This window comes from Anoxybacillus sp. UARK-01, assembly GCF_002075365.1.
Taxonomy (GTDB): domain Bacteria; phylum Bacillota; class Bacilli; order Bacillales; family Anoxybacillaceae; genus Anoxybacteroides; species Anoxybacteroides rupiense.
The window spans coordinates 127,169-152,589 of the sequence record NZ_NASY01000031.1 but is presented as its reverse complement, the minus strand read 5'-3'; the positions used below and the strand labels follow the sequence as shown (position 1 = coordinate 152,589).

At 43.9% G+C, this 25,421-nt stretch carries 22 protein-coding genes; 12 read left to right on the top strand and 10 right to left on the bottom strand.

The window, feature by feature from the left end; genetic code table 11:
- Positions 1–296: 296 nt before the first annotated feature.
- Entirely contained in the window at positions 297–2,069 is a 1,773-nt protein-coding gene (locus B6A27_RS05225) for an alpha-glycosidase (RefSeq protein ID WP_080860549.1), read from the top strand.
- A gap of 24 nt (positions 2,070–2,093) precedes the next feature.
- Here the strand turns inward: B6A27_RS05225 and B6A27_RS05220 are convergent, their stop codons facing one another.
- Positions 2,094–2,957: a helix-turn-helix transcriptional regulator gene (locus tag B6A27_RS05220; RefSeq protein WP_080860548.1), complete on the bottom strand. Its 864-nt coding sequence runs from the start codon at positions 2,955–2,957 to the stop codon at positions 2,094–2,096.
- A gap of 292 nt (positions 2,958–3,249) precedes the next feature.
- On the opposite strand from B6A27_RS05220, the gene B6A27_RS05215 reads away from it, so the two are divergent.
- Positions 3,250–4,605 (top strand): MATE family efflux transporter, encoded by a 1,356-nt coding sequence (locus B6A27_RS05215; RefSeq protein WP_369824144.1) that lies wholly within the window; start codon positions 3,250–3,252, stop codon positions 4,603–4,605.
- Between the two features lie 50 nt (positions 4,606–4,655).
- Here B6A27_RS05215 and asnB read toward each other — a convergent pair whose 3' ends face one another.
- The gene (gene asnB, locus B6A27_RS05210; RefSeq protein ID WP_080860544.1) at positions 4,656–6,503 is read right to left on the bottom strand and encodes an asparagine synthase (glutamine-hydrolyzing); all 1,848 of its coding nucleotides are present in this window, start codon (positions 6,501–6,503) and stop codon (positions 4,656–4,658) included.
- A 322-nt stretch (positions 6,504–6,825) separates the two neighbouring features.
- Here asnB and B6A27_RS05205 point away from each other — a divergent pair, with 322 nt between their 5' ends.
- A complete protein-coding gene (locus B6A27_RS05205) occupies positions 6,826–7,374 on the top strand; it encodes a DUF2777 family protein (RefSeq protein WP_080860543.1) in 549 nt (182 codons plus the stop codon).
- Between the two features lie 59 nt (positions 7,375–7,433).
- On the opposite strand, the gene B6A27_RS05200 is transcribed toward B6A27_RS05205, so the two are convergent.
- Positions 7,434–7,790 carry a YisL family protein gene (locus B6A27_RS05200; protein ID WP_080860541.1) on the bottom strand — a complete coding sequence of 119 codons (357 nt, stop codon included), beginning with the start codon at positions 7,788–7,790 and terminating at the stop codon, positions 7,434–7,436.
- Between the two features lie 390 nt (positions 7,791–8,180).
- Between B6A27_RS05200 and B6A27_RS05195 the strand changes: the two genes are divergently transcribed.
- Entirely contained in the window at positions 8,181–9,374 is a 1,194-nt protein-coding gene (locus B6A27_RS05195; RefSeq protein WP_080860540.1) for an ornithine--oxo-acid transaminase, read from the top strand.
- Positions 9,375–9,684: 310 nt separating this feature from the next.
- Here B6A27_RS05195 and B6A27_RS05190 read toward each other — a convergent pair whose 3' ends face one another.
- Positions 9,685–10,587, bottom strand: coding sequence for a fumarylacetoacetate hydrolase family protein (locus B6A27_RS05190; protein ID WP_080860538.1), 903 nt, complete (start codon positions 10,585–10,587; stop codon positions 9,685–9,687).
- A 198-nt stretch (positions 10,588–10,785) separates the two neighbouring features.
- Between B6A27_RS05190 and B6A27_RS05185 the strand changes: the two genes are divergently transcribed.
- Positions 10,786–10,977 (top strand): aspartyl-phosphate phosphatase Spo0E family protein, encoded by a 192-nt coding sequence (locus tag B6A27_RS05185; protein ID WP_044745679.1) that lies wholly within the window; start codon positions 10,786–10,788, stop codon positions 10,975–10,977.
- A 54-nt stretch (positions 10,978–11,031) separates the two neighbouring features.
- Here B6A27_RS05185 and B6A27_RS05180 read toward each other — a convergent pair whose 3' ends face one another.
- From B6A27_RS05180 to B6A27_RS05170, 3 genes are all read right to left on the bottom strand, one after another.
- Entirely contained in the window at positions 11,032–12,213 is a 1,182-nt protein-coding gene (locus tag B6A27_RS05180; RefSeq protein WP_080860535.1) for a DUF418 domain-containing protein, read from the bottom strand.
- A 108-nt stretch (positions 12,214–12,321) separates the two neighbouring features.
- Positions 12,322–13,914, bottom strand: a complete 1,593-nt coding sequence (locus B6A27_RS05175) for a long-chain-fatty-acid--CoA ligase (protein ID WP_080860533.1) — start codon at positions 13,912–13,914, stop codon at positions 12,322–12,324.
- A 221-nt stretch (positions 13,915–14,135) separates the two neighbouring features.
- Positions 14,136–14,360 carry a spore germination protein gene (locus tag B6A27_RS05170; protein WP_080860530.1) on the bottom strand — a complete coding sequence of 75 codons (225 nt, stop codon included), beginning with the start codon at positions 14,358–14,360 and terminating at the stop codon, positions 14,136–14,138.
- A gap of 145 nt (positions 14,361–14,505) precedes the next feature.
- On the opposite strand from B6A27_RS05170, the gene B6A27_RS05165 reads away from it, so the two are divergent.
- The 7 genes from B6A27_RS05165 (at position 14,506) to B6A27_RS05135 (ending at position 16,800) form a co-directional block, all read left to right on the top strand.
- Positions 14,506–14,730 carry a spore germination protein gene (locus tag B6A27_RS05165; protein ID WP_044745675.1) on the top strand — a complete coding sequence of 75 codons (225 nt, stop codon included), beginning with the start codon at positions 14,506–14,508 and terminating at the stop codon, positions 14,728–14,730.
- Positions 14,731–14,795: 65 nt separating this feature from the next.
- Positions 14,796–15,017, top strand: coding sequence for a spore germination protein (locus B6A27_RS05160; RefSeq protein ID WP_044745674.1), 222 nt, complete (start codon positions 14,796–14,798; stop codon positions 15,015–15,017).
- A gap of 12 nt (positions 15,018–15,029) precedes the next feature.
- On the top strand, positions 15,030–15,287 hold the full coding sequence (locus B6A27_RS05155) for a spore germination protein GerPB (protein WP_044745673.1): 258 nt from the start codon (positions 15,030–15,032) through the stop codon (positions 15,285–15,287).
- A gap of 48 nt (positions 15,288–15,335) precedes the next feature.
- Positions 15,336–15,944 (top strand): spore germination protein GerPC, encoded by a 609-nt coding sequence (gene gerPC, locus B6A27_RS05150; protein ID WP_080860527.1) that lies wholly within the window; start codon positions 15,336–15,338, stop codon positions 15,942–15,944.
- Positions 15,941–16,123: a hypothetical protein gene (locus B6A27_RS05145; RefSeq protein ID WP_044745671.1), complete on the top strand. Its 183-nt coding sequence runs from the start codon at positions 15,941–15,943 to the stop codon at positions 16,121–16,123. Before gerPC ends, B6A27_RS05145 begins: the two co-directional genes overlap by 4 nt.
- A gap of 33 nt (positions 16,124–16,156) precedes the next feature.
- Positions 16,157–16,576, top strand: coding sequence for a spore germination protein GerPE (locus B6A27_RS05140; RefSeq protein WP_080860525.1), 420 nt, complete (start codon positions 16,157–16,159; stop codon positions 16,574–16,576).
- A gap of 2 nt (positions 16,577–16,578) precedes the next feature.
- Complete coding sequence (locus tag B6A27_RS05135) at positions 16,579–16,800, top strand: spore germination protein (protein WP_066148161.1); 222 nt, start codon at positions 16,579–16,581, stop codon at positions 16,798–16,800.
- A 314-nt stretch (positions 16,801–17,114) separates the two neighbouring features.
- Here the strand turns inward: B6A27_RS05135 and B6A27_RS05130 are convergent, their stop codons facing one another.
- The 3 genes from B6A27_RS05130 to addA are packed head-to-tail and all read right to left on the bottom strand — an operon-like array spanning position 17,115 to position 25,413.
- The gene (locus tag B6A27_RS05130; RefSeq protein ID WP_080860523.1) at positions 17,115–20,495 is read right to left on the bottom strand and encodes an AAA family ATPase; all 3,381 of its coding nucleotides are present in this window, start codon (positions 20,493–20,495) and stop codon (positions 17,115–17,117) included.
- Positions 20,492–21,667 carry an exonuclease SbcCD subunit D gene (locus tag B6A27_RS05125; protein ID WP_066148156.1) on the bottom strand — a complete coding sequence of 392 codons (1,176 nt, stop codon included), beginning with the start codon at positions 21,665–21,667 and terminating at the stop codon, positions 20,492–20,494. The genes B6A27_RS05130 and B6A27_RS05125 overlap by 4 nt, the downstream gene beginning before the upstream one ends.
- Positions 21,668–21,678: 11 nt before the next feature.
- Positions 21,679–25,413, bottom strand: coding sequence for a helicase-exonuclease AddAB subunit AddA (gene addA, locus B6A27_RS05120; protein WP_080860521.1), 3,735 nt, complete (start codon positions 25,411–25,413; stop codon positions 21,679–21,681).
- Positions 25,414–25,421: the final 8 nt, after the last annotated feature.

Sequence of the window (25,421 nt, the reverse complement as noted above, 5' to 3'; positions counted from 1 at the left end):
CAAAAAATGAAAATGGCAAGCGTTTTCATAATAATCAATTAGGAAAACGGTTGCACAAATTATCACTTTTATTATACAATCATTTTGAATTTTGACAACTCTTTTTTACATCTTTTACAATTGGTTTAGCGATTGATTGACTTTTTATATAGTGATCAATTACTCTTAAAACATGCGGAATGAATACGTTTCCTTTTTGTTTGGCAAAATAACAAACAAGCTATCATATTTATCTTATCACTGTGTAATCAAATGGCAATCGCTTGCACTTAATCTTTTTTAAAGGAGCTGATTCCATGTTCAAAGAAGCCATTTATCATCGTCCAAAAGACAACTTTGCTTATGCATATGACGAGCAAACACTACATATACGATTGCGGACAAAAAAAAATGACGTCGAGCATGTCCGCCTTATTTACGGCGATCCATACGAATGGGAAAACGGCCATTGGCAGGTAAGCTATCAATCTATGCAAAAAAGCGGAACAGATGAACTGTTTGATTATTGGTTTATCGCCTTAACTCCTCCATATCGTCGCCTCCGTTACGGTTTCGAACTGACAAGCAACAACGAGCAAATCGTTTATACAGAAAAAGGATTTTACAGAACGGCACCGATGGATGATACCGCTTATTATTTTTGTTTTCCTTTTTTAAACAAAATCGATGTGTTCCAAGCACCTGAGTGGGTAAAAGATACCATTTGGTATCAAATTTTCCCAGAGCGCTTTGCCAACGGCAATGAAGCATTGAATCCTGCTGGAACATTGCCGTGGGGAAGCGCTGATCCTACGCCGACCAGCTTTTTCGGTGGAGATTTTGAGGGCATTATTCAGAAACTGGATCATCTCGTTGATCTAGGAGTTAATGGAATTTATTTCACGCCTATCTTTAAAGCATCATCCAATCATAAATATGATACGATCGATTATTTTGAAATTGATCCGCAATTTGGAGATAAACAGACATTTAAAAGGCTTGTGGAGCTTTGCCATCAAAAAGGCATTCGCGTCATGCTTGATGCGGTTTTTAATCATAGCGGTTACGAATTTCCTCCATTTCAAGACGTGCTGAAATATGGAGAAAATTCCAAGTATAAACATTGGTTTCATATTCGCGAATTCCCACTGCAAACCGTGCCGCGTCCAAACTATGATACATTTGCTTTTACTCCGAATATGCCAAAGCTGAATACAGAAAACCAAGAGGTGAAAAACTATTTATTAGATGTGGCGACTTATTGGATTCGTGAATTTGATATTGATGGCTGGCGCTTAGATGTCGCTAATGAGGTCGATCATCAATTTTGGCGCGAGTTTCGCCAAGCGGTGAAAACGATCAAACCAGACGCCTATATTCTTGGAGAAATTTGGCATGATGCTATGCCTTGGCTGCGCGGCGACCAATTCGACGCTGTGATGAATTATCCTTTTACAAATGGGACCCTTCGTTTCTTTGCTCAACATGAGATTCGCGCTTCACAATTTGTCGGAATGATGACACATGTGCTCCATTCCTATCCAACGAATGTAAATGAAGTAGCATTTAATTTACTCGGCAGTCACGATACGCCTCGTCTGCTGACTCTCTGCAAAGAGGATGTGCGGAAAGCAAAGCTCTCGTTTTTATTCCAGCTCTCTTTTACAGGAACACCTTGCATCTATTATGGCGATGAAATTGGAATAACAGGAGATCAAGATCCAGGCTGCCGCAAATGCATGATATGGGATGAACATCAGCAAAATCGCGAGCTTTTTAGACATGTCCAAAAGCTTATTGCATTGCGCAAGGCTTATAAGGCATTTGGAAATCGCGGAAATCTTCATTTTATCGATGCAAATGATGAAACGAATCATTTGATCTATATGAAAACATTCGAAGAAGAAGCGATCATTTTCCTCGTGAACAATAACGAACAAGAAATAGAGATCACCTTGCCTCTCTCTCTAAAAGGAAAGCTGCTCACGAATTTATGGACAAATGAGCAGTTTGCAGCTGAGGCTGACACATTAAAGTCGACACTTCCACCATACGGATTTTTCATCTATAAAATCGAAGATTGGTTATAAAGCGAGGAAGCATCTCCTCGCTTTTCATATGCGGTAAACAATGCGGCGGTACTCTGTTGGCGTCACTCCCTCCACTTTTTTAAACAAGCGGGAAAAGTAAGCGGCATCTTCAATCCCTACCCGCTTGGCGATGGAATCAATCGTATCGTTCGTTTCTGCCAGCTGCTTTTTCGCCTGAGCTATCCGATAGTAATGCAAATATTGCATGACGCTCATTCCCATCGTTTTTTGCATGCAGCGCGTGATATAGTCTGGATGAAAGCGCAACGATCGAGCTAATTTTTTCATCTCAAAAGGCTCACGATAGTGCTTATGGATATATTGAACAGCTTCGGCACATACTTTTTCTGATGCCGTTGGAATGTCCAATGCTTGTTTCTGAAGCTGCATGAGAAACTCCGCGAAATAAATCTGCTGTTTAAGCGCACGATCAGGAGAGCCATCGTGCTCTAAATGAACCACTTGCTCAAGCAATTGCTCCATTCTTTCTTTGTGCTTCATTACCCCAAACTGCGGCAAGTAAAATTGATATTGTGCCGCCTCTACATATGATGCTTCTCGTTCCATTACATCATGCCAAGTGATTTCTCCTTTGGGAAGGATCTCATAATGTTGTTCCATGGTGAAATGAAGCCAGACAAACAAGGTATCTTCCACACATGGGCGATAACCATAATGTTCGCGTTGCGGTATCAGAATCATATAGGTTCCTTCTTTTACTTCAAATAGCTGATCTTCTTCTGCCATAAATAAGCAGCCTCGCTTTACATACAGCAAATCAAATACTGAAAAAGTTCGCTTGAAGTGTTTTTTTCCTTGCACAAACATCGCCTCTCCTCCCTTAATAAAGGTCGGAAAAGGCGGACACCTAAAGGCAATATGCCGCATAATCACTCTCCTCTTTATGTCGGAAATATACAAATCGAATCGTGTTGCTCCCTTTTATTATGCCGTAAAATCGATACACTGAATATAGCTTTTATTTATAAAAAAATCGGCATCAATCAAAATCGAAAACGTTTCAATCGATGAAAGAACTAGATTTATATATACCAGGATCAAATGCCGTTTATTTAAGTTTGATGCATCCACGTTTTTTGTTCTCAAATGAGATGATGATCACCGATTTCGACGGCCGGGCGATCGACTGCCGTCGCTTTCAGCTATAAAGGAGGGAACGATTATGTCTAATCATAAACACTTGTCATTATTCGCACTGACTTGGCCGATTTTTATCGAAACGCTTCTGTATATGTTGATGGGCAGTGCTGATACACTCATGCTCAGCCACTATTCTGATCAGGCCGTCGCCGCTGTCGGCGTCGCGAACCAAATTATTTTTCTTGTTATCGTCATGTTCGATTTTGTGGCAATGGGTACTGCTATTTTAGTCGCTCAATATATCGGCGCAAAAGATGTCAAAAATACGAGAGAAGTTGCCCTTGCTTCCATAAGCGCTAACTTTTTCTTTAGTTTTTTTCTTAGTGCCATTCTCCTGTTATTTGGAAAGCAACTATTATATGCCATGAAGCTGCCTGATGAACTTTTAGATGAAGCCTATTCTTATTTAGCCATCGTTGGCGGTTTTTTATTTGTTCAGGCTCTTATGATGACGGCTGGGGCCATTTTAAAAAGCCATGGGTATACTCGCGACACGATGTATATTACCGTCGGCATGAACATCCTTCATATCATCGGAAATTACATTTCTATTTTTGGGCCATTTGGTCTTCCGGTTTTAGGGGTCAAAGGAGTCGCCATTTCTACCACCATTAGTCGAATCATCGCATTAATCGCTATCTTTTTCCTTTTGGCCAAGCGAACGAACTTGATTCCGTCGCTATCACGCTTCGCCTATTTGCCTATGCATCACATTCGTAGCTTGCTGAAAATCGGCATCCCTGCTGCCGGAGAAAATTTGGCCTACAATACAGCGCAAATGGTGATCACATACTTTATTACATGGATGGGAACTGAAGCGCTAACAGCAAAAATCTATACGCAAAATTTGATCATGTTTGTTTTTCTGTTTGGCATTGCCGTCGGCCAAGGCACGCAAATTCTCGTCGGTTATTTCGTTGGAGCCAAGCAATATGAGCAAGCATACGCGCGCTGCTTAAAAAGCTTGTATAGCGCCATCTCGATTTCTATTGCTATGGCTTTTACATGCTATCTATTGGCTGAACCCCTGCTCTCATTTTTTACACATAACAAAGAGATCATCGAAATGGGAAAAACGCTATTATTACTAACTATTTTACTTGAACCGGGCCGTTCATTTAATCTAGTGATTATTAGTTCGCTCCGGGCAGCGGGCGATGTGCAGTTTCCTGTTTACTTGGGAATTGCATCGATGTGGGGAGTAAGCGTCGTGCTTTCCTATATTCTTGGCATTTATTTTGGTTTGGGGCTCATCGGTATTTGGATTTCTTTTATTGCTGATGAATGGCTGCGTGGACTATTCATGCTATGGCGCTGGCGATCAAAGGCTTGGTGCCATAAATCCCTTGTCCAATTCCCCGTGGGAACGACATAATAAAAAGCAAAGGAGAAGCTTGGTAAACAAAAGCTTCTCCTTTTTCTTTTTTAATCTTTAATTTGAATGGAGTAATGCTCGAACCAAGTGTGAACTTGGCACAAATAAGCAAGCAGCTGCGGTCCTGTCATCAGCTGGCCAAACCAAGGCATTTGAAATGATTTCCCTCCTGTTTCCACCATTTCTTTTAGCTTTCCAGCTTCAAAAAATTCATACAGTGCAGAGGATCGCTCTTTTAATATTTCTTTCAGTCTCGCTTTGACTAATTCTGTATAAAGAGGATGATGTGTTTTCGGATAAGGGCTTTTCTTGCGATATAGCACTTCTTCTGGCAAAATTCCTTCCAGCGCTCGACGCAATATTCCTTTTTCTCGATTTCCGTACATTTTCATTTCCCATGGAATGTTCCATACATATTCTACTAAACGGTGATCGGCAAATGGCACACGCACCTCTAAGCTCGCTCCCATGCTCATTCGGTCTTTGCGATCAAGAAGGGTTGTCATAAACCAAATCATATTTAAATAAAACAGCTCGCGCCGTTTCGCTTCGACGGCACTCTCTCCTTCCAATCTTGGAACCTCTGCGATCGTTTCACGAAATCGCGTTTGCACATACTCATCTAAGCGCAATTTTTTCCGCCATTTTTCTTGAAGCAAATCCATTCGTGCCTCCGTGGACCGCATCCAAGGGAATCCATTTCGCGCCAAATCATCTGGGCGATGAAACCAAGGGTATCCGCCAAAAATCTCATCGGCGCACTCTCCTGATAAGCTAACAACAAAGTCTTTCTTAATTTGTTGACAAAACCAAAGCAACGATGAGTCTACATCGGCCATTCCTGGCAAATCACGTACCGTAACGGCCTCTGTTAAATAATCAGCTAAATCCTGCTGCGAGATGACACAACGATGGTGAATTGTCGAAAATGTATTCGACATTTTCTCAATCCAAGGACCATCGGCATTCGGTTGAAAATCATTCGCTGTAAAGTACTGATCATTCCCTTCATAATCAATCGAATACGTATGCAGCGGGCCTTTCCCAGCCTTTTCAAACGCATTGGCGGCTATGGCAGTAATGGCGCTTGAGTCCACCCCACCTGATAAAAACGTACAAACAGGTACATCGGATACAAGCTGTCGCGTCACTGCATCAGTCAGTAGAAAACGGACTTTCTCTACCGTCTCTTCAAGCGAATCGGAGTGGACATGGCTTTTTACGTTCCAATAGCGGCGAATGTTGATACCTTCTCGCGAATAGATAAGCATATGGGCTGGACGCAATTCATGAATGCCATTAAATACTCCGTGCCCTGGAGTTCGAGACGGCCCCAATCCAAACACTTCCGCCAATCCTTCGCGGCCGATTTCTGTCTTTACTTCAGGATGTGCCAAAATCGCTTTAATCTCGGAACCAAATAATAAACTGCCTCCAATATGGCGGTAAAAGAGCGGTTTAACTCCTAAGCGATCCCTTGCTAAAAACAATTTTTCATTTTTTCCATCCCAAATGGCGAATGCAAAAATTCCATTAAGATAGTCCACACATGTTTCTTGCCACTCGATATAGGCTGTTAATAATACTTCTGTATCCGAATGGCCTTGAAATGTATAGCCCCTTTTTAAAAGCTCTTTGCGAATTTCTTCGGTATTATACAGTTCGCCATTATAACAAATTGTATAATCACTGCCATGTTTTTGTCTTGTCATCGGCTGTATGCCGCCTGCTGGATCGACGACGACAAGTCGTTTATGTCCAAATGCCACATGCTGGTCTAACCAGTAGTTTGTATCATCTGGACCGCGCTTTGCCAATGCTTCCGTCATTTTTTCAATGGTTGGTTGTGCAGTGCGCATCTCTCGCTGGAAATCCACCCAACCGGTGATCCCACACATATGAATCAATCCTTTCTTTTCTTCAGCGTAAAAACAGGTTGCTTTTTTTCATTATATGCAGCTAAGCGCTAGGCGCTCGTCGCCGCTTTTTTCTTTATCTACTCTGGCGACCGTCTCTCTTGTGCGAAACCAACTCCCTCCGGGTGGAGCGAGTAAACTTTGTCAATCCATCTTTCTCTCTAAAGCTAAGCGTTCTCCGCCGTTTTCCTTTATGGCATGCTTTCATTGTATGCAAATGCAGCGATTTCGATGAATTGTCCAATAGAGTGAATAAATGATGGGCAAATAGGTGAAAACGAAAAAAGAAAGGAGATGAGGAAATTTGACTCTTGAACAAAAGTTGGCACAGATTCCCGCCCAACAGCGCGCTTATATACAAGGAGAAATTGAATATGTAAACGGGGAATGGGTTTTTTTTGATGAAGAAGAGGAAGAAGCAGGACTGCTTGCAGAGTGGAGTGATGAGGAAATCGAAATTTTCCGATTCGGCCGCTGGCTTCGCGGATATTATCAACACAATGGAGAAATTCAATTATCTGGAACAAGAGTTTTACTGCAAAATGGCGAGCTGGTTCGTTTTCGCAAACGATTGCCGTATGCCTATCGCAGCTGGCTTGATGCTCTTCCTGAAAAAACGTTTTTTGGCTTCATTGAATGGCTAAATAAACTGAATTTTTCATTATACGATTGTCTGTATTGCTATAACGGGCTCTTGTTTGAGAAGCGTACAGGCGTCAATTTTATGATTTTTGATAATACAGAGCTGATCGGGAACGTGCAACACTATTATGAGCGAGGCGAAACGAATAAAGATCGCTTTGAAATGACGTTCCATACAGGCAATCGGTTTATTTGCACACAAATCAGCTAAAAAGGGTGTCCACAGTAATTGGGACACCCTTTTCAATATAAGTAATACTTGACTGTCGTTTAGGAAAAAACATGGAATCCTAACGGAAGCTTGAGTCCTAAATATAAAACAAGCACAAAAGCCAGTACAAGCTGAATCCAAGCACTTTGGGCACGCTCTCCCTTTTTGGCGCGGACCGTCACCATCTCCATCGCGACAATGACCCAAAGACCGACAATCGCTTTTACGATATACAGCGCTGAAATCGAATACAAGCTAAACAATAGCATCGCTCCAGTAGCGATAATGAGCAGATAAAACAAGCGTAAAATCATATGGACGATTTTCGCCTTCGGAGAATGAGCTTTGTACATCGCCAAAGAAACAAAAAATAAAATGAAAGCAATCACCCATGTTGTGATGTGTGCATGCGTCATCGAAAATGAGCTCCTTTCCAACATTCGTTTTCTTCATCATAGCATGTTTTTGTAAAAAAACGAAATGGCATGCTTGTCTATAAATAGAATACATATCATCAAAAGGTAAGCCGTATAGCCGTTTTCCAAACAGAGCCCCCCATTTTTCGACGGTCGAGCGATCGCCGAAATTGGATCATCACCTGTTCACACGGAAACAAAAGAAGGAATCGAGTTGTATTTATATCGTCATACGCAATGCTCCATCGCGCCATCAGGTAAGAAGCTCTCTTTGCAAGCAAGAAAATGGACAAAGGTCATAGAGTTCCTTCTTTTTCCCAATCTAACAAGCTCGTATAATTTTTGCTATAATATATAATGGAGCGAATATTGCAAATAGGAGGAGCACACATGAGCAAAACAACAGAAATTATTCACTTAACTGAGCAGTTTGGCGCAAACAACTATCATCCGCTGCCAGTCGTTCTTTCTAAAGGAGAAGGCGTATGGGTAGAAGACCCTGAAGGCAATCGTTATATGGATATGTTAAGCGCCTATTCCGCCGTCAACCAAGGACATCGTCATCCGAAAATCATTCAAGCGCTCAAGGAACAGGCAGACCGCATTACCTTAACATCTCGAGCGTTTCATAACGATCAGTTGGGCCCTTGGTATGAAAAAGTAGCCAAATTAACAGGAAAAGACATGGTTTTACCAATGAATACAGGCGCAGAAGCGGTAGAAACAGCCGTGAAAGCTGCGCGCCGCTGGGCGTATGATGTCAAAGGCATCGAAGAAAATAAAGCGGAAATTATCGTTTGCGAAGATAATTTCCACGGACGGACAATGACCGCTGTTTCCATGTCTTCCAACCCTGAGTATCAGCGCGGATTCGGACCGATGCTTCCTGGCATCAAAGTGATCCCATTTGGCGATGTAGAAGCATTAAAGAAAGCGATTACACCAAATACGGCTGCCTTTATCTTTGAACCGATCCAAGGGGAGGCAGGCATTAATATTCCTCCAGAAGGATTTTTAAAAGCCGCCTATGAAGTATGTAAACAACACAACGTATTGTATATTGCCGACGAAATTCAAGCTGGCCTAGGCCGCTCAGGAAAAATGTTTGCATGCGATTGGGAAAATGTTGTGCCGGATATGTACATCCTCGGCAAAGCGCTAGGCGGCGGTGTATTCCCGATTTCTTGCGTAGCGGCCAATCGCGATATTTTAGGCGTTTTCAATCCAGGTTCACACGGTTCGACCTTCGGCGGTAATCCGCTCGCTTGCGCTGTTTCCATCGCAGCCATCGACGTTCTTGTTGAAGAAAAACTAGCAGAACGTTCTTTTGAATTAGGTAATTATTTCCAAGAAAAGTTACGTGAAATTCAGCATCCTGATATTAAAGAGGTCCGTGGCCGCGGATTATTTATCGGCGTTGAATTGCATGGGCCTGCCCGTCCATATTGTGAAAAATTGCAGAATGAAGGATTACTATGCAAAGAAACACATGACACCGTCATTCGTTTTGCCCCTCCATTGATCATCACGAAAGAACAGTTGGACTGGGCAATCGAAAAAGTAAAAAAAGTGTTTAATGAATAAATAAAAGCAAAGAGAACAGCAGGGGCTTAATAAGTCGGTTTTCCGGCTTATAGACGCCCCTTTAATGCTTTATAGAGTTGACTTTCTGGACAGACCCTGCAACCATTTTAACCATCCTTCATGGATTGGGCTGGTTTCACATCAGACTCACTTGAAAGCACTTGGCAGACAAAGGGGCTGTGCTTTAGCGAAGATGCCAATTGACCAAAGACGTTTAGGGGCTGAGGAGCGAAGCCAGTGACGAAAGATAAAAGCGTTTATCAGCAGTCAAGGGCTTTCCGGATGGGGAAAGCCCTCGTTTATGACATTCTTATTCGCCAATGCGATTGCGAAGCGTGCCGATTTTTTCGATGGTGATTTCCACGATGTCCCCTGATTGCAAAAAACGCGGCGGTTTCATGCCTTTTCCGACTCCAGCCGGCGTTCCTGTCGCAATAATGTCGCCAGGCTCTAACGTCATTCCTTGTGAAATCGTAGAAATAATCGTTTCAACCGAAAAAATAAACTGTTCCGTATTCGCTTTTTGCCGTATTTCCCCATTCACTTTCGTTTCAATATGCAAGCGGTTCGGGTTAGGGATCAGCGACTTGTGCACGATCCATGGCCCCATCGGACAAGACGTATCCAAGCTTTTGCCAAGCAAAAACTGTTTATGGCGCTGCTGCAAATCCCGCGCTGTAATATCGTTGATAATCGTATAACCAAATACGTAGTCCAACGCTTCTTCTTCTTTAATGCCTTTTCCTTTTTTGCCGATGACAACCGCTAATTCTCCCTCATAATCTAATTCTTCTGTCACATGGGCATGGCGCAAAACAAGGGACTCATGTCCTGTTACGGTTGTCGGGGCTTTAGAAAATAGCATCAGATGTTCCGGAATGTCATCCGCGCTTCCAAGCTCAAGTGCGTGATCGACATAGTTTTTCCCGACGCAAAAAATATTTTTGAGAGGACGCGGAATCGGCGCCAACAGCTGGACGCTTTCAAGTGGATAGACATAATCGGCAGCTCGCTGCTTCTCGCTCCATGTGACAATTTCCTGCACTTTATCGACAAACGCATCACCAAGCGCGATACACTCCATAAGCGAGTGGGGCAGCGTGGACTCCTCTCCCATGGCCTGCTCCGCCATTTGCAAGTGAATGACTTCATTTTGAGCGCTTAGTACGCCGACAAACGACGTTCCTTGGCGCTTAGCTGTCACAAATTTCATGATCCTTGACCTCCCTTTCTCCCTTTGCTTATTCTCTATCTTTTCGTCCAAACCCTCCCAAAAATTTGTAGAAATATAGAATATTATGTCTTTTTTTAGCGAACCTCTTCCCTTCCTTCCCATTCTATGTATAATGATGATATACTATTCGCCATACTAAATTCCTAAAACATCATAATAAAACGTTGGTGAAAAACAATGATCATGTTGATTGAAGAAAAAAGACAACAGATGATTGAGTTAGCTTTAACATATGGTCTAACTGCCAAAGAAACCATTCAGTGCAGCCAAGAGCTCGATGAATTGTTAAATATTCAATTAAGAGAGGCTCTAGCCTCTAAGCAGCATCATTATTCTCTTTCTAAATCCGCCTATCTTCGCATCGAATAAAAATCTACTGAAAAAGCCGATTCAGTAGATTTTTTATTTTTATCATGAATCTCTTTATGTTCTTTTAAACGGCTGCTTCTGCCCATATATGATTGTTCTCCATAGCCATTCTACCGGTCCTGTTCGATAGCGCTTCATCCATCTGTTGCTGATGACCACTTGCAGGCTATAAATGAAAATCGCCAAAAGCAATCCGTAAAATGGACGAACCGTTCCATATAATCCAAAGCCATAATGGTAAAACAATAACGTGCACAAAATAGATTGAAATAAATAATTTGTTAGCGACATTTTGCCTACAGCTGCAAAAATGGAAAGAATTTTATTTCCCCATCTCATATCGGAACATAACGCAATGGTGGTCACATAAAAAATAGAAGTTAATGGCCCGCCCAGCATGTTTTGTACATATTCTGTCGCCATATTTCTTTCCGCCCAGTACGGCAAAAGCTTCAAGCTCCAGCCAAACAAAAGAGTGAAAATCCACAGTTTTTTCAATGTTTTTTTATTGGCAGAAATAGAGGAAAACCATTGTTGTTTGGCAACATACGCCCCGAACAAAAACATGGGCAAAAGCGAAAGAATAATAAAGATCGTTCCTTCTGCGTTGTTTACATACATCCAGTCGTGCCAACGCTGCTGAAAAATCTCTGCAAATGTACCATCTCGGTAATGATGAAGAGCCTCGTGAGCCAAGGTTTCGTCAGATGGTGCATCCGAATTTCCAGGCTCTATCCATACTGCAATCCCCAATAAAGCGCTAAGCAGTCCGTTGGGAACGAGCCAAAGCAGCAATGCCCAGACAAAGAGAGAACGCGGGGACGCCCGATGAAACAATAGCATAAACATTCCAGTAAGAGCATAGGAAATTAAAATATCGCCATACCAGATCAGAAAGGCATGGAGACATCCGATTAAAAGCAAGGAAATCATCCTTCTGGCAAAAAGCCGGACAAACGGCCTCTTTTTCATAAGCACTCGTTCACGAAAGATGATGACGCCAAAACCGAATAAAAAAGCAAATAATGGATAGAAGCTAGCTTCAGCAAAAATATCAATCATTTTTTCCGTCAAGCGATCGGAAGCATGGCTCGACCCGCTTCCGTGGCTCAAATACATGATAGGAGAGTTAAAATGGGGCATATTGACTAGAAAAATGCCCAAAATAGCAATCCCCCGCATCATATCGACAGATTGAATACGTTCTGTATCAGAAATAGAATGAAATTCGCTCATTGTCTTACCTCATCATTCACTCATGCCTGCTCATGTCTTCAACAATATAAAAAACAAAGGCCATCTGTCAATGAACAAATGGCCTTTCCTCCCCAAGACATTGCGCGTTTAGTTTACATATCTGTCTGCTTTTCCAATGGACGTCCAATATTCCTTGCGCAAATGCACTTTTTGAATTTTCCCTGATGCCGTTTTCGGAAGCTCATCCACAAATGTCACACCTGTAATCGCTTTAAAATGTGCGAGTCTTTCTCGTGAAAAAGCAATAAGCTCCTGCTCTGTAACCGTATGTCCTGGGCGTGTCACGACAAATGCATGTGGCGTTTCTCCCCACTTTTCATGGGGCACAGCAATCACTGCCACCTCCAACACGGATGGATGATCATACAGAACACCTTCCACCTCAATGGAAGAAATATTTTCGCCGCCACTAATAATAATATCTTTTTTTCTATCAACGATATCAATATTTCCATACGAATCAACTGTAGCCATGTCTCCCGTATGAAGCCAGCCGTTTCGGATCGTTTCCATCGTTGCCTCGGGATTTTTCCAATATCCTTTCATTACACCGTTGCTGCGCACAACGACTTCTCCAATCGTTTGACCGTCATGTGGAACGGCTTCACCATGCTCGTTCACCACTTTTACTTCGCAACCGATCATGGCGTGTCCCGCCTTTGCTTTCATCCGGTATTGTTCATGAAGAGGCAAGTCGCTTAGATGCGAGCGGATCGTAGAAACAGTGCTTAGCGGCGACGATTCTGTCATGCCATACACTTGGATAAACTCCCAGCCCAGCTCTTTTTCTACGCGTGTGACAAAGGCCGGCGGCGGTGCGGAACCAGCGATGACAACACGAACGGGATGCTCCATAATAGGAACATGCTGTTCGTAATATTGCAATAATGAATTGAGCACAGTGGGAGCCATATGCATCACATTAACCTGATATTTTTGAATGTATTCAAAAATCAGCTCTGGCGCCGCTTTTCGCAAGCAAATATGCGTCGCTCCATTCGCCGTATAATAAAACGGAGATCCCCACCCATTCACATGGAACATTGGCAGCACATGCAAATAGTTATCGCGATCTGATACGCGCAGGTGATGCATCGTTATTAGCGCATGAAGATAATTATTCCGGTGTGTAAGCATGACCCCTTTCGGATTTCCGGTTGTTCCGCTCGTATACAGAAGGCTGCATACATCATCCTCGTCGATATCAGGGCGCTGGAATGGCGCAGAAGTGAACTGCGTCAGCCATTCATCGTAAGCGATTTCATTCGTTTCCTGATTTTTCCCATGAACAATAATCGCTTCGATGGTTTCAAGCTTGTCCTTAATCGGCAAAATCAAGTGGTACAGCTCTTGATCTACAAACAGCACTTTGCTTTCACTATGATTTAAAATAAACAAATAATCGTCTGGTTTTAAGCGAATGTTTAACGGAACCATGACCGCGCCAAGCTGAAACACCCCATAAAATCCTTCGAGCATTTCAAGCGTATTCGGAGCCAAATACGCCACGCGATCCCCTTTTTTTACCCCCAAATCCCTCAGACCGTGTGACAGTTGATTGACTCTGTCATTTAGCTCGCGATATGTAAGCTCCTTTCCTTCGTCAATCACCCCTATTTTGTCGCCGTATAACGACACCGCTCGGTCCAAAAACTGGGTCAGCAGCAACGGTACTTTCATTTTTCTCTCTCCCCTCCGTATTTATATATCTGAAAATTCAATAAAATTATAACACATGGGTGATATAGATGTAACTTACTATTTCACATTTGTATGGATCAATGATCCAGCACATTGCTCTCTAGGCGAAAGCCGACTTCGACATCACGTTTTGGCGTGGCCTCTCTAAAATATCCTCAAGTAGCCTTTACATAAAAAAGCGCTACCGGCTTGTAGCGCTTTTAGTTGTTTCCAATATTGCTAGTGTCCTTCAAGCTCGGATCCAAAGTATTAGTGGCGCTAAACAATACATTTGTTTGTATAAAATTCCCTGTATTATCTCCGCCGCCTCCGCTAAAAGCCTTCGCTGTACTTTTTGGCGCAATTTGTAAAACATCTCCTAGATTTACCGTTCCATTTCCGCTAATGCTTGTCACCATGATACCGCCCAAAATCAATGCTGGCATGTCGATCATCCTCTTTTTTTGTATTACTGTTATTTTATGAAGAGCAAACAAAAAACGATAGGGACATCCATCTTATATTCAACACTTTATTTCCATCTCCATATAATGATAAACAGATACCTATGATGAGAAAGGACGTGGTCATATGCCATCTTTTATCGGGGGGCCTATAAAAATCACACATGTCAGCGGCGATGGAACCGTCAATTTTGGCGATGTACTGCAAATCGCGCCAAAAAGCGCCTTAAAATCCAATCAAGGTGCCGGCGGCGGAAATAACGGAGATTTTTTGCAAACCAACACATTTGTCAGCTTTACAAACACATCCGATCCTGACGTTAATGATGCCAATAATGTCGCCAACAATTAAAGAAATTCACATTTTTCTCTATTCGCCCATAACCTATAACGAAAATAAAAAAAGGGTGTATGATGATGCCAGCATTCGTTGGGGTAGTAAAACTTAACAGTATCGGAAGCAGCGGTGTATTTCATATTGGCGACGTTTTTGCGATCAGTCCTTACAGCGTCGCGAAAACATTTGCCGGTGCTGGTTCTTTTAATACAGGAAACGGCTTAAGCATATATAATTATTACAGCAATACAAACACAAATGATGCAGATCTTATGGATGATAGTGTGGTCGGCAACGCATAAAGGAGTGACACGATGAACTTTTATATCAACCAAAGCATCTACATTTATCAATTTAAAATCGGCTCTGTGACCAACTCATCCGTGCTCCAAATCGGCAGCGCTGGGCAAATTCAGGCCCTTTCCACATTAAGCAACACAGGCGGATTTACTGGACCTGCACCTGAAGCCGTCATCTCGGGCCCTACAAGCGAGCCGAGCACTCCATTGGTCCCTCTTCATTCCGCAACTCGCGAAAAAATGACAAAAAAAAGTGATGACAACCATTCATAGCCCATATATTGAAAAGAGAAGGGATCATTGAGAGGATGAGAAGCGACTATGAGCAGCTTGTTTCCATACGACTATTTTATGAAATTGCAGCAATATTTATTATGGCAAACAAACAAGATCCAAACCATCGAAAACCGGCTTGCCATTCTTGAGAAAGAGCTGCATGAAATCAAGCAGCATCCACAAACAATGATTGAACGAATTGAGTATAAATTTGATCAGCTCAAAGTAGAAACATTAGAAGGCACGTTAAATATCGGCCTCACGCCAAATGGCACGGGATCCATTGAAGATTTTGCAGTCGATACTGAAAAAACGATTATTCCTAAACCGGAGCCGGCCCTATTTGGCAATATTCAGACCAAAGTCAATGGTTATTTGGAAAATGAATGCATGCAAGTATTACAAGAGCTCGAAGCGAAATACGCCTATCCTTTAGATGATCCGTATCGCCAGTTTATTCTCCAAGATATTCAGCGTCAAGTCGATGAACGGATCCGCTTCTATTTGCAGCAAACCATGAATGGCGGATATGTCCCAGATCAAAAATCATCGGAAAATATAGAGAATATGATATTTATGAAGCTGAAGGAAGACATTGAGCAATCATTAGAAAGCTTTATTAAACATCTTCCAAAGCAAGGAGGAACATCATGAACTATACTGTGATTAACCGTGACGTGCAAGTAGGCGACATTTATCTTACAGCTGTAACGAGCTCTGCTATTTTTCTCATCGGAGATGCAGACGTGATAAATTTATCATCCGCTTTTGACACACCGCCTGAATCATTGATTATTGGCCCTCTCGTCCCGCTTGCTCCAAAAGGATCGTAACACTACAAGCTTAGGGGAAGGTTGTCGGTATTGATGAAGCGCTTATCAATGGTTCAATGGCTCAATAGTAACACCGTCCTTTTGAGCTCGGTGTTGCAAATTGGCGATTCTCGAGAAATTAACGCTCGTTCATACGTTTTAGCTGTCCAAAGGCAATACGAATGGTTTGGCGGGAATGAAGGGGAAGGGGCTTTTCCTGTGTTTGCAAGGTCTCTGCCTAAACTTCCCGTATCGGCATATGTGCAAACTCGCCGCTTGAATGAATCACCTGTTCTTTCAGTTCGTTCGATTCACTTAATCGCTGTTTCCACCGCAGCAGTCGTTCATATCGGCTCCACTTCTACGATTGATGCCGATACGCGCATTAAGCATATTCGGCAACTATCAGAGCCAAACATTCCTTTCTCTCTTTCGCTTCCACAAGCAGCAATTCGAATAACAAAGGATGGATGAACATGCCAGCAGTTGTTGGTCCAATTAAAATTACAAACGTAAGCAGCGGTGCTGTTTTTCAAGTAGGAGACACCATGTACATCGCACCAAAAACATCTACCAAAACCCAAGGGGGATCCGGAGGATTTAATACGGGCGATTTTATTTTGACAAATAACGGTATCAGTTTTACAAATTCCCTCGATCCGGATGTATTCGATAACAATGTCGCTGGTAATAACTAAAGTTTTTCCAAAAAATGAACCTCTCCCACCAACACTCCGTTAAGAGGTGAGAGGCTTCTCCGTTAAAAAGCAGCAATGACAGCTACGATCGATGTCACTTATTTGCATGATAAAGGCTGGGTGTTTTCCCACAGCCCGATGATGGAACAACGCCGCTTCACAGAACCAGAACGGGTCTGAAAGCGGCGTTACTTCAACTTTTGTCACACATCTATGTAATGAAAAGACTAAGGACGGACAAGCCTCCAATTATTCGTTTTTCGGAAATCATGATATGCATCAAGTAAATAAAAACCCCTCTTTTGGCTACTTGACTACATGACTTCCAATTTAACACGCGTGCCCCGGCCAGAAGGCTCAGCAGGTTCGACAATGAGCCGCTTTGGAAGACGGGCGCGCAACTCCTGCACATGGCTGATCACGCCGATCGCCATATCGTTCGCCTGCAGCCGTTCTAAAGCAGAAATGACGACATCGAGAAGCTCCCCATCCAGTGTGCCAAACCCTTCATCCAAGAAGAAAAACTGCAGCGGATACTCACCGCGAAGCTGGATTTGTGCCGATAAGGCTAGGGACAATGACAGAGAAGTTAAAAAGGTTTCCCCTCCTGATAACGTCGTTACTGGACGTCGCACTCCTCCATTCGCATCATCCCTGATCATAAATCCTCCCTCTGAATCGACTTCGATGGCATAGCGCTGTCTTGTTAGCTCGCCAAGCCGCTCAGACGCATCACGAGTGACACGGATCAACTGCTCCTCCGCCATAAATTCAACAAAGCTGTTTCCGCGCAACACATTTTGCAGCTCACGATATTGCTGGACTAGCCGTTCCACTGCCATTCGCTGCTGCTCCAGCTCTTGAAAGCGTTTATGCTTTTCAGTCAGCTCCTCTACTCTTGTTTTAGCAGAAGCCACTTGTTTGATTAATTCTGTCGTTTTCTCTTCTTGTTGCCGGAGCATGGAAGCGCTCTGCTGCCATTGTTCTTCACTGATTTCCATGCCATTCATCCGGTCCGTCACCCGCTGCCATTCATTTTGCCATTTCAGCCAGTTTTCACGGAATTGTTGGATACGTTCTGCCATCGCGTTCTTTTCTTCTTGTGTTAATGGAGTTTTACGAATTTCATCAGCGTTTGCAAAAGAGCTCTGCTGCAACATCTCCCTCCATTTATTCTCTGATTGCTCCAGCCGTTTTTCCCCTTCAGATAGCGCTTGTATCGCAGCCTGTTTTTTTGCTTCTAACAGCTGATATTGGCGCTGCATGCCGTTGTACGATTCATACGCTTCTTCTTCTTGTTTTTGCAACTGAACAAGCTGCTGCTCCACATCCGCCAATCGATGCTCAAGCGGTTGTTCGTCAATAGGAAATGGAAGGGATTGCTCGTACTCTTTATATTGTTGCTGTTTCATCTGCTGTAAAAGCAGAGCATCCGCTCGCTGCCGCTGTAGCTGTTGCCATTGTTCTTTTGCTTGTTCACATTCCTCCTGTTTTTGTTCAAGAAATACAACGCTTTTATCAATTCGTTCCTGCAATAATTGTGCTTCTTTTTCATCCGCACGCAATTGGTCCATCATTTGTTCAATCGCTGTAAATGAGAGATCTTCATAGATTGCTAGCCAATTTTGCATGCGTTCGTCCTTCATGCGCTCTCTTTCTTGGTATTTAGCGAGACGCTCTTCTATTTCCTGCTGCAGCGAATGGCGCTGATTGACAATCTCTTGCCGCTGCTTTTCAAGCGTTCGCCGCCTTTCCAGCATCGTATTGATTGCTTCACGGCATTGGAAATAATCCTGCTGTAAAGCTTTTACTTCTGCGGCCAGATCATGGAACTGTACGTCGATAGGAGCATAAGACTCTTCTTCTGCTTCTCTTTTTGCCCTAGACGCATCGCTTAACACTACTCCCTCTCTATTCTCCTCTTGCATAACCGCTTCAGCTAATTGTTCCAGCTGAATTTTCAGCGACTGGAAGGACGAAGCGAGCGGCTGTGCTCTCTCCAACTCCTCGTCCCATTTTAACAGCTCCTGCTCGCTCGGTTGCTCGCTAGATGATAGGGCAGGAGACGGGTGATGGAGAGAACCGCACACAGGACAAGGACTTCCTTCTGTTAACGTTGCCGCCAAAGAGGCAGCCACATGCTGCAGCCGTGTCTTCTCCGCTATTTTTTGCTTTTGTTTGATCTTGTAGATGAGCTTTTCAAGTTGGATTTGTTTTTCACATACACGATGGTAAAGCCTCTCGATTCGCTGAAAATGGGCTGTCCACGCTTTCTTACCATCTTCCAGTTGCTTTTCATACACACTTTCGCGCTGCACAAGCCGATCATAGCTTTCTTGCTTTTGTCTATACTCCCTCTTGATTTCTTGCAGCGCTTGATCAAGCACCATCACTTCTTTTTTTTCTTCATAAGCCCGATAGATCCGCTCTTTTACTTGCGCAGGGACCTGCTTTTGCCGCCATTGCTCCTTGAGACTTTTTTGCTTGTCCAACGCTCGTTCATAAAGCTGGGAAAGGTGTTCGAACGCTTGCTGTGCTTGCTTTTCTTTTGCCATCGTTTCCGAGATCCGCGCCCTAATATCCTTCATTTCTCGCTCCATTTGCTGCATCCGCTCCCACAGCTGCTTGGCTTGCAAAAGCTGTTCTTTCTTCTGCAAAAGCTTCGGCTCCTGCTCATTTTTTTTCGCGCGAATAAAACGGTAAGCTTCAGCTGCCTGTTCATATTGCTGACGAGTAACATGAAGCTGCTGCTCAATGCGCTTCCTTTCTCTTTCCCATTCTTCAACCTCTCGCTTTGCTTGTTCATATTGCTGAGCGTAGGGAAGTAAGCGTTCCGCCTCCTCCGCCTTTTGGCGCTTTTGTTCAAGCGTGAGGATTTCCGTCTCCTCCATCCGGCATTTTTCCAACTGCTGTTCGATGTATTCCTTTTCCTTTTGCCATTGCCACAGCTCTTTATCACGTTCATATCGCTCTTTTATTTGAACTAAATAAAGCTGCTGCTGCTTGAGTTCTTGCTCCAGTTGTTCTAATTGCTGCAGTTGTTCATCCAACGTTTCTTTTGAGGCATTGCCAAGTCCTGCTTGCTCCGCGCAAATGGTTTCTAACTTGGCTGTAGCGTTTATGAATCTCGTTTTTAGCTTTTTGTTCAATTGATCCCCATATTGTTCAAGATTAAAAAGCCGCTGCAGCATTTGCCGACGCTCGACACCCTTTAGCGATAAAAATTCAGCAAATTTCCCTTGCGGCAGCACGACGGCCCGCGTAAAATCCTTCATTTCCAAGCCGAGCAGCTGCTTGATTTGATCGTCGACCTCCCTTGTTTTATCCGCAAGCACCACTCGTTCTGAACCTTCCTCAATTAGACGGCTAATCGCTGTTTTAACACGAAGTCCCTCACTTCTCTTAAAGCTTCGCTCAACGGTATATTTTCTCTTTCCATTGGCACTGGCCAATTCAAAAGTAAAGGAAACGACTAACTCCTGCTCTGCATGATTCATAATGCCGTTCGTATTGTTGGCCGCGCGCTCAACATTTCCGTAAAGCGCCAAAGTCATCGCATCTAAAATGGAGGATTTGCCGCTGCCCGTCGGTCCGAAAATGCCAAAAAGGCCCCCTTCACACAGCTTATCGAATTCGATCACCTGCTTTTCGCGAAAGCTATGCAATCCGGCAACCGTTAAACGAATCGGCTTCATGCTTCATCACCATCCTCATCTTCATCAGCAAGCAGTTCGAGGAACATCCGGACAAGCTCTTCCGTCGGCTTGGCCCCTCCTGTCTGCTTTTCATAAAAGCGCTGAAATAGCACTTCAATCGGAGTATGCTCGCGCTCCTCTTGTACAGCCTGTTGCTTGGTTAAAAAATGAGGGCGAATATAGATAAATCCGTCATAGCTTTTACGTAAACGATGAATTTCTTCCAATGTCAATGAATGCTCAACATAAATTTCCAAATCAATCCAAGCATTGCGGTCTTTTCCTTCCTCAAGCCAGCGATAAACCTGTGCCAAGCCTTCGGTCGCTTTCCACTTGGCAAGCGGTCTGCCGCATGACAACGGTAGCTCTGACACATTCGCTTCCTTTTGGGGATGAACATCCACAATCGTGACCGATTTGGTATAGCCCACTTCAGAAAAGCTATAGGCAAGCGGAGAACCCGAATAGCGCGCCGGCATTGCGGCTTGTTTAACGTTTTGCGGCCGATGCAAATGCCCTAGCGCCACATATTGAGCCTGGTCTGGAAAACAATGGGCCGATACCGTATAAGCCCCTCCGACTTCAATTGGCCGCTCCGAATCAGACGGCTCACCTCCCGCCACATATAAATGGCTCATCGCGATATTCACCGTATCGTGCCGAAATTGCTGATTCATCACAGTGAAAATTTCCTTTACCTTTTCATCATATTTTTTTCGTAATAGTTTCTCATCGTTTTCAGCAGCCAACAGCTGGGCTAGCCTTGATTCTGATGGGTATGGAAGCGCGGCTAACAACAACGTTTCCCCGCATGTCGGAATATAGATTTCTTGCCCTCTCATCGTGGGCAAACCAAGCAAGGTGATCGAATGAGAAGCCGCCAGCCGCGAAGCAGCGGCTAAACGATCCGGATGGTCGTGATTGCCTGCAATCACGACCACCGGACGCCGTCCGCCATTTGATAGCCTAGCAATCCCTTCATAAAACAACTGTTCTGCGGCTGCTGGCGGATTCACCGAATCAAAAACATCGCCAGCCATCAGCACAGCATCAATTTTTTCTTCTTCAACAATGGAGACCAATTCATCTAAAAATTGCTCTTGTTCTCGCAGCCGGCTTCTTCCTTCTAATGTTCTCCCTAAATGCCAATCGGCTGTATGCAAAATTCGCAAAGCCTTCCCTCCTACATGGAAACCAATTTTGCCCCGTCAAAAGCATAGATATAGCATTCATCGACGTGCGTTTTCCAGATTCGCTCAATGGCCAAACGATATAGTTCCATTTGTACACGATAGCGTTTTTCAATAAGAGCCGATACATCATCAGCCCACTGAACTCGATCCGTTTTAAAGTCAATAAGGACAAAGCCTTTTTCATCCTGAAATACGCAATCAAAGACGCCCTGAACCAGCACCGTTTCCTCGTTTTCCTTCCATTGTCCATACGTCTCCTTAGCTGGCAACGCTAAGTTAAATGGCACCTCACGCTCAACATACGATGCTTTTTGCAAGCGACGGCCGATATCGGTTTGGAAAAAAGCAAGAATGCTAGCCATATCGATTTCCTTTGCTTGTTCTTCTGTCAACCATTCACCCTGAAGCAGCTTGGCGATCTGCTCACGAATTCTTCCTTCTGTTATATCGCTTTTTAAATCGATATGCTGCATCACTAAATGCATCGCCGTTCCTTTTTCCGCGGAAGAGAGTTGTTTCGCCTGCATAAAACGCGGCCGATCCATGATTCCGGTACGAAACGGCTTAAGAAAAGCTTCATCTCCATAGGCTCCAAACGTTTCACGCTGCTGCTTCAATTCCGATACCGTCTGTTTGGCTCTCGAAGTGGTCGAAAGCGGATAAGGATAAAGCCAATTCATGCGGCGAACGATCTCGTCATGCCATTCGCTCTGAAGCGGCACGCGTTCCCCTTTGCGAAGCTGTTCCGTTATTTGCGCTTCCTGCTGTTCAGCATTTTCTATTTCTCTATCGATTTCAGCAGCAGAAACAGCTTGCACGTTCCATTTCGATCCATGGGCAAAAATGTCATTTTCCACCGTGAATCCATCATGCAAGCAAACGGCATCAGCATGCCGGACAAGCGAATAGCCGATCCAGTCTAAATAGCATCTAGCAGAAGCTCGAATATAGTCAGGCAGTAGCCACTCGCTGTGCACACAAACAGACTGCCACCGTTTTTTCTCGTTTTCTAGTTTCTTCACCGTTCCTACTAAAAACAATTTTTCCTTCGCCCGCGTCAAAGCGACATATAGGATGCGCATCTCTTCGGCAAGAAGCTCCAGTTCCTGCTTTCGTTTCAATGCCAGCTGGGCAATGGTCGGATAGCTGACACGCAGGCGCGGATGAACAAAATGGGCGGCAAATCCCAAATCTTTGTCCATTAAATAACTCTTGCGCAAATCTTGTGTATTAAAACTTTTTCCTAAACCAGCCACAAAGACGATCGGAAACTCAAGCCCCTTGCTCTTGTGAATCGTCATAAGCCGTACAACATCCTCTTGTTCGCTTATAGAACGAGCGGCACCGAAATCATCCTTGCGCTCCTGCATCCGTTCCATGAAACGCAGAAAACGAAAAATGCCGCGAAACGAAGTTTGTTCAAATTGTCGCGATTTTTCATATAAAAAACGCAAGTTGGCTTGCCGCTGTTTTCCTCCAGGCATCGTACCGACAAAATCATAAAAGCTAGTATCGCGATAGACGCGCCAAATCAATTCTGCTAATGAATGTTGCCGCGCCATCGTACGCCACTCTTGTAGGTGTGCAGCGAAAGACGCGATTTTTTTTTGAAGCGCTGCTTCTTGATCCATGGCCGGCCGTTTTTCTAAAAACGCCAAAAACGCTTCGTAAAAAGCTCCTTTCGGTCTTTCAAGACGCAAAAGAGAAAGCTCGTTTTCATCTAACCCAACAATCGGCGAACGAAGAACAGAAGCGAGCGGAATGTCTTGATACGGATTGTCAATGACCTTTAACACCGACAGCATCACTGACACTTCTGTTGCCGTAAAGTATCCCGTCGAAAGCTCCGCGTACACAGGAATGCCTTGCTTGCGAAATTCTTCCATCAATTGCGGCGCCCACGGCATGGAACGCAATAAGACGACAATATCTCGGTACATTACGCGCCTTTCTTGCTTTAGATGACGATCATAGACATAAAAAGGCGTTTCAATCATTTCCTTAATTTTTTGGGCGATCCAGCGAGCCTCAAGCTGAACATTTTCAAGCTCTTGCTGTTCATCCTGCTGCGATTCATTTTCACTTTCCGTCGCATGATCGTTATCTGCTTTATCAATCAACACCAACTCGACAGGCATGCTTTTCTCAGGGTAGTAGCTTGCTCCAAAGCGCAGTTCTGCGTCAGCCTCATACACAATTTCGCCGACAGTCTCCCCCATAATTTGTTTGAAAACAAAGTTCGTCCCATCTAAAACCTCTGGACGGCTGCGGAAATTTTGCGCCAAATCGATGCGAATGCCTCCATTGCCGCCACTGTTTGAAAAACGCTGATACTTCTTGAGAAATAAAAATGGCTCAGCCAAACGAAAGCGGTAAATGGATTGCTTCACGTCTCCCACCATAAACAAATTACCCGCTGCTTCATCATCATGAATCACAAGCTGCAAAATCATTTCCTGCACCATGTTAACGTCTTGGTATTCATCAATCAGCACTTCTGCAAATTGTCCTCGGTAATCAAGCGCGGCATCAGAAGGAAGCAATTGATCGCTTGTCGATGACGGATGCCGTAAAATTTGCAAGCAATAGTGCTCCAAGTCAGAAAAATCGACAATTCCCTTTTCTATTTTCTTGGCCTGCAAACGATCGGCCAGCTCTTTGACAAGATCTACGATCGTTTCAATCACCGGCTTCATCTCTTGCAAATGGTGCAGCCATGTTTCTGGTTTAAAAGAAAAGAGCTCTTCCTTTATTTCCTTGACTTTTTCTTTCGCTTTATCGCGCAAGGATTTCACTTCGCTAACCAACTGCTCATCATATTCTCCATTTTTCGGCTTCCGCTTTGCTGTTGCCCACGTCAATGAATGAATCGCCTCGTGAAGTCGCTGCCATGAATGCTTTTTCGTTTCCTCCAGCTCGCGAATTTGTAGGATATCACTCGCAAGCGTATCGCGTAAATAATGAGGACCTGCCGGATGTTCTGCCATCACAAGCGCGCGCTCAATCATCTGTTTAGCCGCCTGCAGCTGAAACTCGATGTATTGCAGCAAATAAGGCGCAAATGGAAGCTCTTCAATTGCCGTATGAGCCGAAACATGATACATGTCCACAAGCCGATCAAGCCACTCCCTCGGATAAGGATGCGAGCGGGCAAATTCATATAAGGAAAGCACAATCGTCTGCAAACCAACATCAGTCCGGTCGCTCGTATAACGGTCAACGACACTTAAAAACATGTCGTTCTCCTTTTTCCCGTATTGTTCTTCAAACAATTCTTCAATGGTTTCCTCTTTGATTAGCTCGATTTCCGTTTCATCAGCAATGCGAAACACAGGGTCTAGATCGATTAAATAATAATATTTGTGAATAACATCTAAGCAAAACGAGTGAATCGTGGAAATGGCTGCTTTTGGCAGCAGGCTGAGCTGTCTGCGCAAATGAAGGGAATGCGGTTCCTTGGCGATCGCTTTTTCGATCCTCTCAGCAATCCGCTGGCGCATTTCAGCCGCCGCTGCATTCGTAAATGTCACCACAAGCAGTCGATCAATATCAATTGGATGCTGCTCATCCAATATTTTTTGAATGATTCGCTCAACAAGAACCGTCGTTTTCCCTGAACCAGCAGCGGCCGCTACAAGCGTATGAGCTCCATTCGTGACAATGGCGCGCCACTGTTCATCTGTCCATTGCTCTCCTTGCGGCTTTGGTGGAAGGATGATGTCCATTGCGATTC